17 protein-coding genes are annotated in these 15478 nt (G+C 40.7%); 9 read left to right on the forward strand and 8 right to left on the reverse strand.

Going from position 1 to position 15478, the window contains the following annotated elements; translation table 11 throughout:
- Positions 1-193 precede the first annotated feature (193 nt).
- Both EWV68_RS04775 and EWV68_RS04780 read right to left on the reverse strand, forming a co-directional pair.
- The gene (locus tag EWV68_RS04775) at positions 194-1231 is read right to left on the reverse strand and encodes an adenylate/guanylate cyclase domain-containing protein (RefSeq protein WP_061432024.1); all 1038 of its coding nucleotides are present in this window, start codon (positions 1229-1231) and stop codon (positions 194-196) included.
- Positions 1232-1670: 439 nt separating this feature from the next.
- Positions 1671-2372 (reverse strand): DUF3120 domain-containing protein, encoded by a 702-nt coding sequence (locus tag EWV68_RS04780; RefSeq protein ID WP_061432025.1) that lies wholly within the window; start codon positions 2370-2372, stop codon positions 1671-1673.
- 163 nt (positions 2373-2535) lie between these two features.
- Here EWV68_RS04780 and EWV68_RS04785 point away from each other — a divergent pair, with 163 nt between their 5' ends.
- Positions 2536-3204: a hypothetical protein gene (locus EWV68_RS04785; protein ID WP_190723200.1), complete on the forward strand. Its 669-nt coding sequence runs from the start codon at positions 2536-2538 to the stop codon at positions 3202-3204.
- Between the two features lie 178 nt (positions 3205-3382).
- Here EWV68_RS04785 and EWV68_RS04790 read toward each other — a convergent pair whose 3' ends face one another.
- The 5 genes from EWV68_RS04790 to EWV68_RS04810 all read right to left on the reverse strand — a co-directional run bounded on the left by EWV68_RS04790 (position 3383) and on the right by EWV68_RS04810 (position 9810).
- Positions 3383-4144, reverse strand: coding sequence for a sulfite exporter TauE/SafE family protein (locus EWV68_RS04790; protein WP_061432026.1), 762 nt, complete (start codon positions 4142-4144; stop codon positions 3383-3385).
- Positions 4145-4696, reverse strand: a complete 552-nt coding sequence (locus EWV68_RS04795) for a DUF2854 domain-containing protein (RefSeq protein WP_061432027.1) — start codon at positions 4694-4696, stop codon at positions 4145-4147.
- 411 nt (positions 4697-5107) lie between these two features.
- Complete coding sequence (locus EWV68_RS04800) at positions 5108-6790, reverse strand: alpha/beta hydrolase (RefSeq protein ID WP_287168993.1); 1683 nt, start codon at positions 6788-6790, stop codon at positions 5108-5110.
- Between the two features lie 414 nt (positions 6791-7204).
- On the reverse strand, positions 7205-8515 hold the full coding sequence (locus EWV68_RS04805) for a mechanosensitive ion channel family protein (RefSeq protein ID WP_061432029.1): 1311 nt from the start codon (positions 8513-8515) through the stop codon (positions 7205-7207).
- A gap of 2 nt (positions 8516-8517) precedes the next feature.
- Positions 8518-9810 carry a sugar ABC transporter substrate-binding protein gene (locus EWV68_RS04810; protein ID WP_287168994.1) on the reverse strand — a complete coding sequence of 431 codons (1293 nt, stop codon included), beginning with the start codon at positions 9808-9810 and terminating at the stop codon, positions 8518-8520.
- A 203-nt stretch (positions 9811-10013) separates the two neighbouring features.
- On the opposite strand from EWV68_RS04810, the gene EWV68_RS04815 reads away from it, so the two are divergent.
- From EWV68_RS04815 to EWV68_RS04850, 8 genes are all read left to right on the forward strand, one after another.
- The gene (locus tag EWV68_RS04815) at positions 10014-10223 is read left to right on the forward strand and encodes a type II toxin-antitoxin system HicB family antitoxin (RefSeq protein WP_287168995.1); all 210 of its coding nucleotides are present in this window, start codon (positions 10014-10016) and stop codon (positions 10221-10223) included.
- Between the two features lie 371 nt (positions 10224-10594).
- Entirely contained in the window at positions 10595-10891 is a 297-nt protein-coding gene (locus tag EWV68_RS04820; protein ID WP_061432032.1) for a DUF4926 domain-containing protein, read from the forward strand.
- A 133-nt stretch (positions 10892-11024) separates the two neighbouring features.
- Positions 11025-11276 carry a type II toxin-antitoxin system Phd/YefM family antitoxin gene (locus EWV68_RS04825; protein ID WP_041804225.1) on the forward strand — a complete coding sequence of 84 codons (252 nt, stop codon included), beginning with the start codon at positions 11025-11027 and terminating at the stop codon, positions 11274-11276.
- Positions 11273-11530, forward strand: coding sequence for a type II toxin-antitoxin system mRNA interferase toxin, RelE/StbE family (locus EWV68_RS04830; RefSeq protein ID WP_002745103.1), 258 nt, complete (start codon positions 11273-11275; stop codon positions 11528-11530). Before EWV68_RS04825 ends, EWV68_RS04830 begins: the two co-directional genes overlap by 4 nt.
- A 151-nt stretch (positions 11531-11681) precedes the next feature.
- On the forward strand, positions 11682-11891 hold the full coding sequence (locus tag EWV68_RS04835; protein ID WP_002763539.1) for a type II toxin-antitoxin system HicB family antitoxin: 210 nt from the start codon (positions 11682-11684) through the stop codon (positions 11889-11891).
- Between the two features lie 47 nt (positions 11892-11938).
- Positions 11939-12175: a type II toxin-antitoxin system HicB family antitoxin gene (locus EWV68_RS04840; RefSeq protein ID WP_061432033.1), complete on the forward strand. Its 237-nt coding sequence runs from the start codon at positions 11939-11941 to the stop codon at positions 12173-12175.
- Entirely contained in the window at positions 12168-12341 is a 174-nt protein-coding gene (locus EWV68_RS04845) for a type II toxin-antitoxin system HicA family toxin (protein ID WP_002763541.1), read from the forward strand. Before EWV68_RS04840 ends, EWV68_RS04845 begins: the two co-directional genes overlap by 8 nt.
- A gap of 113 nt (positions 12342-12454) precedes the next feature.
- Positions 12455-12742 carry a type II toxin-antitoxin system HicB family antitoxin gene (locus tag EWV68_RS04850; protein WP_239698114.1) on the forward strand — a complete coding sequence of 96 codons (288 nt, stop codon included), beginning with the start codon at positions 12455-12457 and terminating at the stop codon, positions 12740-12742.
- 190 nt (positions 12743-12932) lie between these two features.
- Here the strand turns inward: EWV68_RS04850 and EWV68_RS04855 are convergent, their stop codons facing one another.
- Entirely contained in the window at positions 12933-14744 is a 1812-nt protein-coding gene (locus EWV68_RS04855; protein WP_061432035.1) for a proline--tRNA ligase, read from the reverse strand.
- Positions 14745-15478: the final 734 nt, after the last annotated feature.

Consider the following 15478-nt stretch of genomic DNA (forward strand, 5'->3'; position numbering starts at 1 on the left):
AAGCATTTAAATTGCTTGTTGAGACGAGGCAAGAGGCAAGAGGCAAGAGGCAACAGTAAAGGGATTGGGGGAGATTCGGCTAATCTTAAGAATAAGCGCTTTAAATGCGTCTTAGCTTAGAAGTTTCCTACTGTCTTTTCACTGATTACTGTTTACTGATCACTGATCGCTGAAACATCTCCCAACCGCTCATTTAATTTAAATCCTGAAAACCGACACTGCTGGCAACTCCTGTAATTCCGGTCATCTCCTCACTACTGTTGGCATCGAGGAAACGATCCAAGTTATCAAAAGTGGTTCCGTAGGTAATAGTGTTATCGTCGTATCCTTTCAGACTGACGGTATGTTGATTAAAAGCTTGGTGGAGATGGGGTAAACCGATGAGATAACTGTAGGTAGTTGCTCCGATGGCTAAATCCCTACCCATTTCTTTAGTAGCCGACTCTAAACGAAAAGCGGCGTTGACCGTATCGCCGATCGCCGTATAATCTGGATGTTCACCGCTGCCAGTATTGCCCACCATGGCATAACCGGTATTCACTCCCGCACCGATGCGTAATTTAAAGGGTAAGGGATATTCTTCGCTTAAGGCGCGGGTCATCCTGTATATTTGCGTAATTGCTTGGAAAATTTGCAAGATATCGTCTTGATTGACTTCCTGTTGGCCGTGAAACCAGATGGCCATGATCGCATCACCAATATATTTATCTACCCAACTGCCGGAACTGCGGATAATACTCCCGGCATGGCGAAACCAATTGCCAATCAGAGAAGAAAGCACTTTTTCGTCTAATTGCCTCGTTAAAGCCGTAAAATTTCGTATATCCACCACCATCACCGATGTTAAGCGACGTTCATGGAGGGCGGAGGTGGGGGTATCCCATTCTAAATTGCGCGGTTGCTTGCCTATATTAGTGGGAGTAGGACGATAGAACTGCACTTCGGTTTGGCCAAAGGTGATCCGATCTTTGCCATGGATAGTTACGGGAATGGCTACCCTTCTGCCATTAACAAAAGTTCCATTGCGACTACCGAGGTCGATCAGATAAAAATCTCCTGTTTCCGTGGATTGTAAAATAGCGTGATTGCGAGAGATACAGTAATCTTTAATCACGATATCGTTATCTTTGCCCCGTCCGATTGTCCAGTAAGGTCTCCCCACGAGAGGGAAAAAACGCTGTCCCTTCTCGGTATGGAGTAGTAAATAAGGATTTTGTCCTAGTATATCCACGGGTAGATCAGCGGCAATAGATAGATAGCATTAACTATATATCATATAGCGAATATTTCGCAGCTCTTCCGATGTTTTTATCTATTTTTACATTCCCCCAAGATGTTTTTCCGAAAAACCTTGATTGTGGAAACTACTATTGAGAACATTTTCAATAATTGATTTTTTCTGAGAAAAGCAATTACAATTTTGGCTCTTCGTTACTTGTTATGGTTCGATAGGGGGGCATAAATCGACTAAATCCTTATCTGGCAAGAGACTTAATTGATTAGTTCGCTCTAGATAAAAAACAATTGACAAAAATAGCCCGAAGAGCCACAATTTTTAACCTTAATAAAAATCGCTCATTGTAGATATAACCCTTGCTGGGAATGGGTTGGGAGCAATGTATTGGCAAAACTCATCAATTGAATGTTAAGAAGTTTAGCTAGGAAAACCCTTAGGCCAGAGAAGCGGTAATCCAAAATAAACCATCGACTAAAATTGTACTCAATACGGCTCCGCTAAATGCCCACCAATGGCATACCCGTTTTTGCAAAGGATAGATACCGATCGCTAGGAGCAGGTTGAGCAGCACAATCGCCCAACTGATGCCCCAGGGGGTCTGAATTTGGGCCAAGGCGTTATCAAATATCGGCGATACTAGGTTGGGAGCTAGTTCCACGGTCATTAATTGTCGCCAGTAGGGAATTAGTCCCGTTAGATAGAAATATACATCGGTGATGGCGGTTCCTAACAAAGAACCAAGATAGAAAAGATTGCCCACTTTGCGGCGACCTTTGTATAATCCCCAGAGAACAAAGGGCAGCCCGATCGCTTCCATGGGAATATGGATCAAGGGTTCCCAACGCCACCAACCCCAGTACAGAGAACCTGCTAACCAACTCCAACTAAAACCCAAAAGTAAATCTCCCCAAAGACTGATTTTTGCTTGTTTGAGCAGCCAAATCCCTAACCCCACCCAGAAAACGGTTAAACCTAGGCTAATTTCGGGATAGTAGCGCACTAGGGGCGCTTGTATGAACACGGGGACTGATACCAGAAATGCTGCTGTCCAAAAGACGGATTGACATTTTTCCCAGTTAGGGACTAGGGGTTTCAGGCGATCGGGATTGCTGGGGACTAGGGTAGAGTTGAGCAAAGGATTTCAGAATTGTTACAAAACTTTACTTATATTAAGATACATCATTCTTTCTCTACTATATCCCCCCTAGGGGGATTTGGGGAAATTAAAAAATTGTTTTTGGCAATGCGCTATCCTGTTAGAATCGAAACGACAGCAGCGATCGAGGAGTGCAAAAAATATGGCAGCGGGCCATGAAGAAAATCCGAGAATGCCCCTAGATAAAGTTATTTTTGTCATTGCTTGCGTCTATCTAGGTTGGGTGGTGGCATGGCTAATCAGTCAAAAAAATGCCCCTGTCTCTCAAAATGGCACGATTTCCCAGGAAGAGCAAAAATTTATCGCCTATCTGCAATCATCCCTGGCTATTATCGATCGCCAAGGTCAAACTTCATCCCCCGATCCTGATCCTGATCCCCAAAATAACCCTTCTCCGGTAGCCAGGGTTCCACCACCACCCCCCGCTAATTTACCGGTTAATAATACTCCCCAGATCATAGAAAGAATTTACGTTCCCGTTTATCCCCAAACCCCTGAAACTGCTGCCAAAATTGCCCCGGTTACACCCGCAAATCCCGACATTTCCGCGCCACCATTACCGGCTGCCCCCCAAGTGAATCGGCCGTTGGCAGCGGTTATTCCCACTAATAATCAGGTGAAAAATACCCTGGTGGGGGTGATGGATTTAGGCGATCGATCTTCAGCTTTATTTGATAATAAGGGGATAACTATGCGTATTTCTCCGGGGGAATTTATCAACGGTTGGACTTTAGTGGAAGTTGGTAGTCAACAGGTTATTTTGTCTCGCAACGGGCAAACGAAAGTCTTAGAAGTGGGACAATCTTTTTAGGGTGAACTACCCGCTGGGCAAGATTGTCGGGGCTTCTGAACTCACGGGGGAATGCCTGAAGATAGACTTACGCCCACCTTGCGGATTTGGTATGATAGAGACAATTAGAACAGGTTTGAGAACTAGAAAAAAATCTATCAATCTCCATCAATAAAACACCTGATTGACAAACATTTTGTTAACGAAGAAAATAAACTGTAGCGGTAATAATACTCAGAATTACCACAGTCCAGCGCAGATAACTAGGAGAGATAATTCTAGCTAGTTTTCCCCCCAATAAACCCCCAATTAAAGAACCAATTGCTACCACTATCGCCGCCGACCAATATACCTGATTAGAAAAGAGAAAAAACCAAGATGCCGCGACGTTAACCACCAAAGAAAGCAACTGTTTTAAAGCATTTAATCTCGTGAGATTATCCTTGATAAATAAGCCCAAAATTGCCAACTCGATCACACCTAAACCCGCTCCAAAATAACCACCATAAATTGAAGCGAGAGCGATGGGTAAAACCGCCCAAATTTCCGGTATATTGCCCTTTTTGTCCCCCTGTCGCCGCTGCAACCAAGAGCGTAAAGTATCTTGAAAAGCCAATAAAGCCGCCGCTAAAAGAATCAGAAAAGGAATCAGGCGGTCAAACACTTGATCGCTGCTATTTAACAGCAAAATACCACCGATAATGCCGCCAATAACTGCCGATGGTAGCAATAACTGAATCCGTTTTTGTTGCCCGTGCAGGTCTTTTTTTTGGGCGAGAGTTGCCCCCAGATAACCCGGGCATAAAGCGACGGTATTAGTCACATTTGCCATTACCGGTGGGATACCCACCGCCATCAGCGTCGGAAAAGTAATCAGACTACCGCCACCGGCAAGAGCATTAATTAAGCCGGCAGCCACGGCAGCGATTACTAGGAAGCCATACTGAATAGGCGTGAGCATTTAGGCGTTAGGAATAGTAATTAGGGCTAAATCAATTTTTTCCTCATCAACTTGCTTAATTTCGGCTCTAATTCCTGGGCCAAAGTATCTTTCGATTTTTTCTTGTTTTGCCAGCCACTTTTCTAGGGGTAAAAGGGGCGATTCAAATTCTAGGGTGAGACAATAGGCGGAATCAACAGCAGTTTCACGAATTGCCACTAAAGTCGGTCTTTCCTCGTCCGTGGGGCTTAATCCCAGCTTTTCTAGGGCTTCATCCAGATGCACTTCCTGTCCGTAGCGATAGCGGGTGACATCCTTGCGAAGTTTGGTTTGGGTGACAGTAGCCTGTTGTTGGCGCAATTGCAAGATTTCGGGGCTAGTGGGTTGACTGAAGGGTATAGGTTTGATTTCTGAAGCTTTTAGGGCTAAACCTCCCAATAATAACGGTAATCCGTAGAAAAACCCCGCTAAATTGACCGTGGCGTTACCTTGGGCATAACCGATAATCCCGATAACCGTTAAAATACTGCCTAAAATTAAGCCAAAGTATGATAGTCTAATTTTCCTGAGCATGAAATAATTTTTTTCTTGAGTACGCTAATCCTTTAGAGATTATACAACTCAAAAGAATCTTTTTTGCAGATGGGCAGTGGGGAGATTTTTCAGTTATCAGTAAACAGTCATCAGTCATCAGTGAAAAGAAAGCGGCGAACTTGCCACTTAATAAGTAAGTAATCTGAATTAATTGTTAGATAGTGGCACAGGCTTCTGGTTCTTTGTATTTTATCTTTGATTGTAACCAGCTACTTAGTTGATGATAGGTGGTGCGTTACGACGGATTGTTACCTTTAAGTCACCACAGGAATTTTTGCCGTCTAACGCACCCTAAGTTTTACTTAGTTGATGATAGGTGGTGCGTTAGGACGGATTGTTACCTTCAAGTCAAAACAGGAATTTTTGCCGTCTAACGCACCCTACGTTTTACTATTGCCGATGTACTCGCAATTTCTCAATTAATTGAGATAATTTCTGGTCAGAAGCGGCAGTAATAAAGTCTAATTTAAACTTTTGTCCCTGACTGAGATATTCTGCATAACTAGACCGAAGAAAAGGACGAAACTTTTCATTATCAGCAATATAAACTTCAAAAAAAGAGACCAATAAAGCCCCCGCATAATCCTCGATTAAATTTTGATCGGGTAAAGTGATATCGACCACAGACTCCAGGGTTTTTTGCATTCCTGCATCCAATTCTGTAAAATTTACATGAGCTTGTCCCTCCACCATGGCCAAATATTTATCCGGCGTTTTTAACCAAGTAAAAGGAATCGCCTGTTCAAAAATCGGATTAGCTGCTGGGTCATAACTTCCTGAACCCAAGAGGACAGGAATCGAGATTTTACTTAAACCTTTTTCCCCAAAAATACTGCGGTTAACGGGATTAGCCGCAAAGACAGCCGTGACTCGTTCATCGCGAAAATTATAGACCTGTCTAGGCAATTCTAGGGCGCGACATTCCAGTAAAATAGCGATATTAATCCCGGAGTAAGGACGATTACAATCTTGGGCGAGATTATCAAAATCAATTTGTGCGCCGGCAACAGCTAGAGATGTATAACCCCCGAAGGAATGACCCGCTACTCCCACATTAGTGAGGTTAAGTTTACCTTGAAATTGACTAGCATTTCGTCTGGCTAATTCATCGATGACAAAGCTAATATCTTTGGGTCGATTAATAAACTCATTGCCATCAAAAATATTGCGATAATACCCCCCTAACATTCCTTGTAGGTATTGGGTATCACTGCCGGGGTGTTGCGGTGCCGCTACTAAAAATCCGTAGGAAGCTAGATGTTCAATTACTTGGGCATAATCTTCCGGTCGCGAGGCTAATCCGTGGGAAAAAATAATTACAGGTGTTTTGCCTTCTCGGAAAGTTTGCGGGATATAAACATTCACATATAAACTGCGATTGCGACTGCTATCGGTTAGGTTCCAAACTTCTTTTTTTACCTGAAAGCTACCGCGCTGACGCAAATCGGGTAAACTGGCATAATTAATCGCTGGTTTAACGGCAGCGGCTTCCTCGGCTGTCCAGAGGCGCATATCTTTGATAAATATTTCCGCCACATAAACCGCATAATCGATGGTTTTAGCTAATCCGAGGATTTCTTCCCCCTGTAACTGTATATTATTGGGGAATTTTTTCAGGACATTTAAAAGGGTTAATCCCCCCGGATCGAAAGCGGCACTAACAATCGCACCCCGCAGGGCATATTTACCATTAATTCCCCCTTCAATGGTGATGCCTTTGCCCAAACGAGAGAGCATATCAGCACCCATCACACTATTAAAAAAACGAGATAGTAAAATAGGATCGATGTCAATCTTTGTTAATAAAGCCTCACGAAACTGCTCTCTTGCTTCGGGAGTTGCTCTGGCGAGAAATCTTTTTAAATTAGCGTCGATTTTTCCTTCTTTAGCAAAGGTTTCTAGGGATGCTACCGATACGGAAAAGACGAGGGGAGTATAGACAAATTCAATTTCTTCGGCGGCTTTTAGGGGTAAAGCGGTCATACTCGCAGCGAAAAGACCTAGGAGAAAAGCTCGCAGCCGACGGGTGGGATTATTTCTGGGAAAACGATTTTGTAACCGGGGGATAATCATGGGGTTTTTAGTTAGGGTAGATGACAACAATTAAAAGGGAAAAGTAGCATACGGTCGGTTGAAAAACGTTCTTGGTTACTTGGTTTCCTTGACCACCGATTAAAGGTATCGGAACGCGGGTTTCTGAGGTACTAAGGAGCCAATTTAAGACTAGGGCAAGCGATAAAGTGCCAAGCAAAGTAGAACCAAAAAGCATGAGCAAAACCTCGATAGATTAATCTGGGAGATTTTGATTCTAGATTATTATTGAGTATTTCTGAGTATAACATCTAAAATAGATATTATATTAAAGTTGTTTTTATGTCAAGATATGAGTCATTAATAAAAAAACAATAAATACATACATTTAATAAGTGAAAGTGATATATTTTGAGATGAAAATAATCCGATAGGTTTTTTGACTGGGATAAATTGCTAATTATTGCGAATGTGAATATCTTGCTGCGGGAAGGGAATCTCGATACCCTGTTGAGTAAACCTATCAAGAATAGCACAATTAATATCACTAATGACTCGCTTTTTTCTATTAACATCATCCAACCAGAACTTTAATTCAAAGTTTAAACTAGAATGATCAAAATTCAGAAAAAAGGCTACTGGTTCGGGGTTTTTAAGTATGTGAAGATGTTGAGCGGCAATGTCTAGCAATAAATTCATCACCTGTTGGGCGTTAGAATTATAACCAACTCCGATAACAACTGAACAATAAATCAAGTTATCACTACCCGTGTAGGTGGTGACATCCTCAGTAAAAAACTTTTGATTGGGAATAATTTTTTCGGAATTGTCTGTAAGAATTTGCACTGTTGTCGCTCGAATACCTAGCTTTTTTACCTGAGAAGTCTGTCCTTCAATATTAATGATATCACCGGGTTTGAGAACTTTTTCAAATAATAGTAAAATACCGCTAATGAAATTACTTACCACTTGCTGCATACCGAAACCAATACCCACCGATAAACCGCCAGTAATTGCCGCTATTGCCGTTGCATTAACTCCCACATAACCCAAGATGATAATAAAACCTAAGACAATGAAAAAATAACGTCCTAACAGTAAAGTTGCTTCAATTTCACCGCGACTCGCTTGCTGATTTAAGTTAGTAATGCTCAGAATTATACTCTCTATAAGAACAACAATAATTACCAGAAAATAGGGAGCTATTATCAAAATAAATATGCTTCTCAATGTGATCGGACTATTGAATAAATTGAAGGGAGATACTTGGGCAATTTCTTGAATATTATTGTAAACACCAATAATATTTCTCAGGAGGAATAATACCAATAAAGGTGCTAAAAGCCGACCATGATAATATTTAATTGTATTGACGGAAAACCTAGCGTATAATCCAGCTAATAAACAACGATAAATCAAATAAAAAAAAACTAATTGTATCGATAAATTAATCATTCCTCTTGTCCAGTTTTGACTGAAAAAAATCAGATACTTTAAGTCAAGTAAAATTAGACTAATAACTGGGAAATTAAGAAACTGTATCAGGATAGCAAAATATTGACGGAGGGTTAATTTTTTATCACTATGGATAAAACTGGTGACGGGAGGAAATCTTTTTTCTAAGTAAGACCATAACCATTTTGATAATAACCAAGCAAGAATTAAAGACAGAAAAATGATCGTTAATTGACTTTGAACATTTCTGCGTCCTAAAAATAATAATTGGTTAGCGATTATTTCCGAAAGAGAGGGAATATTGTTGTTCATAATTAATTTATTTTCCTGACTTCCTGATCGAGACCTGATTCAATATAAAGTGTCAGTTTTTGGGCTGCTGCTGAGGAAGATATTTCACCAGCGATCGCTCTTTCATACCAAAATTCTCCTTTTTCTAAAATTTTATTCAACTTTTCCCAATCATCCAGAGGTACTGCCACGGCATTTTGAGATTGTTGTAATAATACCGATTCGATCGGTAGTAAATTTCCTTCGATCTGCACCCGTCGATTAGTGGGAATAAAACTTTCTGTTTGGATGATTGCTTGTAATTGTTGTTTGGGATTAGAGAGAAATTTTCCTAAAGCTAACCCCAAACTATTTTCATTATCACTATTATTGCGATTAAATACCATCACCCGTGTATAGAGAATTGGTGCTGCTTTACCCTGAGTTTCTTGGGGAAGTAAAGCGACTCTGAGATCATCTTGTAGGCTGTTTTTTAAATCGGCAATTTCAATAGAATTACACACATAATAGGTTAAGCGACCTCCAGCAAAGGCATCATGAAGTAATTCCCGTTGACGATTGAGGATAAAATTAGGCTGTGACGAGGCAAATTTTAGCCATTCTAGCCATTTTGCCCAACCATCTAAGCGAGGTTGCAGCCGACCCTGATCATCCCACAAATAGCCGCCAAAAATTGCCATTCCCCAAAAAGTATCTTCAAAAGAGGACACCATCCCCACAGAATAGCCTTTGCGCGCACGTTCCACTAATCCCCCTAAACTGGTGGGAGGTTGCTTCAGTAGCGGATCGGGACTAACTTGTAATTTTTTTTGATTATAACACAGTACATTGGTACGAGAACCTAAGGGAATACCATAGATTTTTCCTTGATAGCTAACTTGTTTCAGCGTCGGGGGATAATAAATAGATAAATCTAGATTGTTCTGGTCAATTTCCCCCAGTACTCCTTGAGATACTAATCTGGGTATATTTCTCGAAAAAATTAGAATAACACTCGCACCCAATCCGCTTTGAGATTGTTTAAAAAAACGTTCGGGTATCTTATCGACAGGAATAGCTTGTTCAAGAATTGTCACTTGCGGATTTAATTTTTCAAACTCTTGCAAACCGAGACCTACTACTTCAGTTAAATTGCCCTCTTCTGGATACCAAACCAAAAGGGTTCCTTGCCGTTGCTCCGATGATTGGTTAGGAAGATCACTAAAACAAGCATAAAGAAAAATTGGCATCAAGATAAAAAGCAATAGGAGCGATATAATTACCCTTATTTTTTTCCTTCTCCAAGCAGTTTTAACTCTGAGCCTTAGAAATTGCATCGCTCGTGATCCTTCAACAATCTTGCCATCTATTCATAGTACATGAAAAGGTGAATAATAATCTTCATCAGAAAAATAATTAACATGATTTTTTGTCAAGAGCCACCAGTATAGCAATAATCCCAGTTACTATCGGCTGCCATAATAGAATTAGTCCAAAACGCCCTGCAAGAACTACAAAATCTAGAGGAGGAAAACACCCCATGACCCATCACTACAGCATCACCATTCAATGGTCAGATGAAGACCAAAAATTTATCGCCCATCTACCTGAATTTGGACCCTATGCTCATACCCATGGTGAAACCTACCATGCAGCTCTACAAAATGCCCTTGAAGTTCTAGATATCCTTATCGAAGACTACACTGCACGAGGCAAATCTCTCTCACGTCCCCAGGATATTTCCCCATAGCCCAAATATTCTCAGTTCAGTAATATCTCCTAGTATTTAACCGTTCATAGAACATTTTACACCATGATCTCGAAAAAGCCAAAATAAACTTCAAAAGAACCCAATGGAGTGGCAATAATTTGGGAAAATCACAGTTATATTCTCATCACTTAAGAAGAATGGGAATCCTTAGATGAAACTGCCGAACTCATGCAGCAATAAAGGAGATTGAACTTTACGTTATCCTGATATCGGGGGTTTCTTGGTTTAGACCTAGAAGCTATATTAGAGACAGTAGGCGATAGTCACTGATAACTGATAACTGTTAACTGTTAACTGAAATAACAGCAGTACCTGTTAGTTTCAATCAATAAAAATTTAGGGTAATAAAAATGAGTAAGTTTAAATTATTTGATGATATTCAACTAACGGAAGATATTCCCTTAACCGATGGTGGAATTGCGCCTATCGGTACAGTTGGAGCAATTGTAGAAGTTCTGAAAAATGGGGAGGCTTACCTAGTAGAATTATTTGGGAATTGGGTTAAATATGATGAACAAGGAAATTTTGTCTCAACCACTCAAGCAGAAAAAGAAGCATTTATGGAGACAATTGGCGTAGAAATTGTTTATCCTAATCAATTAGTGTTAGCTGTTCCCGCTAAAGAGATTATGCAAGTTACGGCTTAGATCATTACTAAAGTTGTCATATCGCCTTCTTCTCGATCAGAACTGAAAAGCCCAAAATAAATAATAAAAATTTCAGCCAACAAGCAATTTTTGCTTTATTATGAGAGTAATTCCCAAAAACCTTAAGCGATTTATGTATCAAGTTACCGTTGATTACGCCAAAGCCAACCTAGAAGAACTCTGCGATCGCACTGAAAAAGAACCCGATGGAGTAGTGATCGTTCGTGAAAATCGCAGTTATATTCTCATCACTAAAGAAGAATGGGAATCCTTAGCTGAAACCAGCGAACTCATGCAAGATCCCAAACTATTACAACACATTGCATCAGCACGACGAGAATATGCCGCAGGAGAAACCCTCACAATGGAACAAGTATTTGGATGACAACCTACACAATTGTCTTTTCTAAACAAGCGCGAAAAGATACCGACGAACTCACCCAAAAACAGAAAGTCAAACTTCAAGAAATTTTAACTAACATAATTGCAATTAATCCCTATATTGGCAAATCCTTAAAAGGCGATTTAGAAGGCTTGTATTCCTATCGCCTAAATCGAAAAGATCGTCTGCTTTATGAAATTTATGAAGACGATAAAACTATTCTGATTATTCGTACAAAAACACACTATGGAGATTAGGTAATAGCGGTCATAACCACTGAATTCATCCCCGTTTATAATATAGCTTGATCCTGTTAGGCAAAAATAGTAGTGATGCCGATCACTACCAGGAAAAAGACGGAAGAAATGCACTTCAGGAACTAGCCAAATTAAATCAAGGAGACAACCCATGAATTATCACTATAGTATTTATATTCAATGGTCACAAGAAGACAACAAATTTATCGCCCATCTCCCTGAATTTGTCTCCTATGCTCATACTCACGGCGAAACCTACAATGAAGCGCTACAAAATGCCCTTGAAGTTCTAGATTTCCTTATCGAAGACTACACTGCACGAGACAAATCTCTCCCAATTTTTCAGGCTATTTCCCCATAGCTAAAATATACTCTATTACAATCAAAACGTATTTTATCTGAGCAATTATGGCTGAATTAAGTTCAAAAATTACCGCAATTATTCATTGTGGTGAACAACAAGGATATGTGGCCGAATGCGCGGAAATTTCGGTTGTGACCCAAGGAAATACCTTGGATGAGGTGGTTAATAATCTCAAAGAAGCTGTCTTATTACATTTAGAAGGAGAAGAGCCTAGTGAGTTTGGTCTAGTTGCCAAACCTTCTCTACAGATTACGGTTGAGTTACAGCCTGAATATGCCTAAACTGAAACAACTATCAGGCAAAGACGTGATCAAGATTCTCGCTCGATTTGGCTTTACTATTCACAGTCAACGAGGAAGTCACATTAAATTGCGTCGTGTTATCTCCCAGAGAAGAGAGACTTTAACTATTCCCAATCATCGAAAACTTGATCCTGGAACCTGTTAGGCAATTTTCAAATAAGCAAGTCAATATATTCTAGAATCAGAGCTTTATCCTTATTTCTATGATTTATAGAAAAAGTTAAGTGAAGCGGGGTTAAAAGGATCGACAAATATCTAATTGTTCTCGAAAAAAGTGAAACGGGATTTTCCGCTTATTCACCCGATGTAGTAGGGTGTGTACCAACAGGGGCGACTTTAGAAGAAACAACGGAGCAAATGCGATCGGCTTTGGCTTTGCATTTGGCAGATGTTGAAAATTGTCCCCAACCGCGAGGAATTGATGCCTATCTAGAAGCTTTGCGAGATTCGGAAGGAGAAACATTTTTTCTGACTCATATTCCACTGGATCAAGTCTTAATTAGGGTTTGCAGCAAAAAGTTTGTTGGTGGGGTTAGGAGCCGGTAGTCAGGAGTCGGTCGTCAGTACTATATGCTTGAGAAAATACAGCAAAAAATCGCCATCATTAAGGAGATTGAATTTGTTGATTGAGACTTGCTTTGAGAGAAATCGACATAAAGATAATATAGTAATCTCAAAAGCTCCTTTTTTAGAAGTTTTTCAAGAAATTAAGCAAATTATCTGTATATTTAATCACTTAATCAGAAGCATTTACCTTTGAAATAGCAGTTTTTAAATAGGAAACCACCTCATTAATTGCTACTTCTGACGCTTTTTTACTGGCTCTTTCGACTAATTCCACCTTACCCGATTTGAGAGATTTACCCGTGACAATGCGATAGGGAATCCCAATTAAATCCGCATCTTTGAACTTAACTCCCGCACGTTCATTCCGGTCATCTAAAAGGGTTTCAATGCCGGCTTGATTTAACTCATTGTATAAACTTTCGGCGGTTTTTACCTGCTCGGCATCAGCTAAATTAGGAATAACCACAATCCCTTGATAGGGGGCAATAGCTACTGGCCAAATAATGCCATCTTTATCGTAGGATTGTTCTACGGCTGCCTGGGCTAAACGCGATACTCCTATCCCATAACAACCCATACAAATGGGGGTAGATTCTCCCGCTTCATTAGTATAAAAAGCATTCATGGCTTGAGAATATTTATAGCCCAATTGGAAGATATGACCGACTTCAATTCCTCTAGCACTTTGCAAGGTTTGATCAGGATCGTGAATAGCTCGATCGCCTACCTGGGCTTTGCGTAGATCGACGATTAATTCCGGTAAGATAAAATCTTTACCCCAATTCGCCCCCACTAAATGAAACCCCGTTTCATTTGCACCGGTGATCAAGTTTTCTAAGTCTGTCACCGTGTTGTCTGCTATGCGTAAAAACTTAGGAGCTATATCGCTGGCTTTTTTGAGCAAATTATCTTCTAAGTCGGGACCAATATAACCTAAAGGTAAAGGTTTAGTTGCCCATTTCTGTTGAGCGGCAGCATCGGGTATTTTTAAAGCCAAAATTGTTTTAGCATTGTAACGGCTCGCCTGTCTAACTAATTCATTTTGTAGTTTAACTTCGTTAACCTCTTGATCTCCCCGAATGCTCACCAAAACTAAAACAGTTATGCCACTATCATAAACCACTTCGTAGAGAACATTTTTGACGATAGCGGTGGCAGAACAATCGAGAAATTTAGCTAAACTTTCGATAGTGTTGGTGTTAGGAGTCTCTTTTTTAGCAAACTTTTTAAAGGGAGAAGCCACTTTATCTGCCGGCAAAGAAACGGCTTTTTCCACATTAGCCGCATACTTTTCATCGGCGGTAAATAAAACCTCATCTTCTCCGGCATCAGCTAAGACCATAAATTCTTGGGATGCGGAACCGCCAATCGCTCCAGAATCGGCTTCTACTGCCCGAAAAGCTAACCCACAACGGCGGAAAATATTGCGGTAAGCTATATCCATCGCTTGATAGGTTTTCTTTAAACATTCCTCGTCGAGATTGAAAGAATAGGCATCTTTCATAATAAATTCTCGTCCCCGCATTAAACCAAAACGAGGGCGAATTTCATCGCGAAATTTAGTTTGAATCTGATATAAATTAACCGGTAATTGTCGATAGGAACGAATTAAATCACGAGCGACGGCAGTAATTACTTCTTCGTGAGTCGGTCCTAATCCTAACTCCCGGTTTTGCCGGTCCGTCAGGGCAAACATAATCCCTTCTGCTTTTGTGTAGGTGTCCCAACGGCCTGATTCTTGCCAGAGTTCCGCCGGTTGCAGTTGGGGAAGTAAACATTCTTGGGCGCCAGCTTTATTCATTTCTTCCCGGACTATCTGGGAGACTTTCTGCAAAACCCGCCACATCAGGGGTAAATAGGCGTAAATACCGCTGCCAATGCGACGAATGTAACCGGCACGCACCAAGCATTTATGACTGGGTATTTCCGCCTCGGCCGGGTCTTCCCGGAGGGTGACAAAAAGCTGTTGAGAGAGTCGCATCCTATCGATATCCTTTTGAACAGAAGACTTTCTATTATCTCATCAAAGGAGAGCGACTGCAATGATCAATTACTTGTGTTGACAAACAATAACAGCGATCAGTTTACCGATTCTCAGGTATTTCCCCTCACAACTTGAGACTGGTTGGAGACGCATTGGACTCTAGTTCCAATTGCCTAACTCCCTTGTTCTCTACTCTAGGAAATATGAGCGTTCAGGTTGATCGCTGTTATCGTCGTTATCGAGACAGAATGTAACTTTAACAGGGTTTACTCCTTTGTGAACTTGACCTTTATAACCTTGCCAGTCGATCTGTCAGGGAAGCTTTTTTCTTTAGCTTCAATTATTAATATAACATCGGATTGGGGCTAGAAATCTTTCTCTTAATCAAAGTTTACATTACTGGGATCAAGGAAAAGCCTCGATGTTTTGACGCTTAACCGACCATAACTCCCTTCTGTCAAAGTGGGTGAGGTAATACCCCCTAAATGGGGAGCATCTCACCTTTGTAACCCCTAAATCAGGTTTTATGTCAAGCTATTTTAAAAGCCTTGCTAGAAACCAGTTTTAGGGACAAGTATAATTACTCACTTGCATAAATGAGATGCTCCCCCTAATTGACATCCTCGCCGCCGTAAAACGGACGGCGATTCCCAAACCTCACGATTTAGGTTTCTGCTTCTTTCCCTTGCGGGGTTCCGCACCTGCCTTAACAGATTTACTCTGTTCTGGTC

Origin of the sequence: Microcystis sp. M_QC_C_20170808_M9Col (assembly GCF_007095495.1) — a bacterium.
In the GTDB taxonomy this organism is placed as follows: domain Bacteria; phylum Cyanobacteriota; class Cyanobacteriia; order Cyanobacteriales; family Microcystaceae; genus Microcystis; species Microcystis aeruginosa.

Coding starts and splice junctions, on each gene's coding strand:
- EWV68_RS04785 (WP_190723200.1), top strand. CDS start 2,536: ATGGCAGCGGGCCATGAAGAAAATCCGAGAATGCCCCTAGATAAAGTT.
- EWV68_RS04790 (WP_061432026.1), bottom strand. CDS start 4,144: ATGCTCACGCCTATTCAGTATGGCTTCCTAGTAATCGCTGCCGTGGCT.
- EWV68_RS04795 (WP_061432027.1), bottom strand. CDS start 4,696: ATGCTCAGGAAAATTAGACTATCATACTTTGGCTTAATTTTAGGCAGT.
- EWV68_RS04800 (WP_287168993.1), bottom strand. CDS start 6,790: ATGATTATCCCCCGGTTACAAAATCGTTTTCCCAGAAATAATCCCACC.
- EWV68_RS04805 (WP_061432029.1), bottom strand. CDS start 8,515: ATGAACAACAATATTCCCTCTCTTTCGGAAATAATCGCTAACCAATTA.
- EWV68_RS04810 (WP_287168994.1), bottom strand. CDS start 9,810: ATGCAATTTCTAAGGCTCAGAGTTAAAACTGCTTGGAGAAGGAAAAAA.
- EWV68_RS04815 (WP_287168995.1), top strand. CDS start 10,014: ATGACCCATCACTACAGCATCACCATTCAATGGTCAGATGAAGACCAA.
- EWV68_RS04820 (WP_061432032.1), top strand. CDS start 10,595: ATGAGTAAGTTTAAATTATTTGATGATATTCAACTAACGGAAGATATT.
- EWV68_RS04825 (WP_041804225.1), top strand. CDS start 11,025: ATGTATCAAGTTACCGTTGATTACGCCAAAGCCAACCTAGAAGAACTC.
- EWV68_RS04830 (WP_002745103.1), top strand. CDS start 11,273: ATGACAACCTACACAATTGTCTTTTCTAAACAAGCGCGAAAAGATACC.
- EWV68_RS04835 (WP_002763539.1), top strand. CDS start 11,682: ATGAATTATCACTATAGTATTTATATTCAATGGTCACAAGAAGACAAC.
- EWV68_RS04840 (WP_061432033.1), top strand. CDS start 11,939: ATGGCTGAATTAAGTTCAAAAATTACCGCAATTATTCATTGTGGTGAA.
- EWV68_RS04845 (WP_002763541.1), top strand. CDS start 12,168: ATGCCTAAACTGAAACAACTATCAGGCAAAGACGTGATCAAGATTCTC.
- EWV68_RS04855 (WP_061432035.1), bottom strand. CDS start 14,744: ATGCGACTCTCTCAACAGCTTTTTGTCACCCTCCGGGAAGACCCGGCC.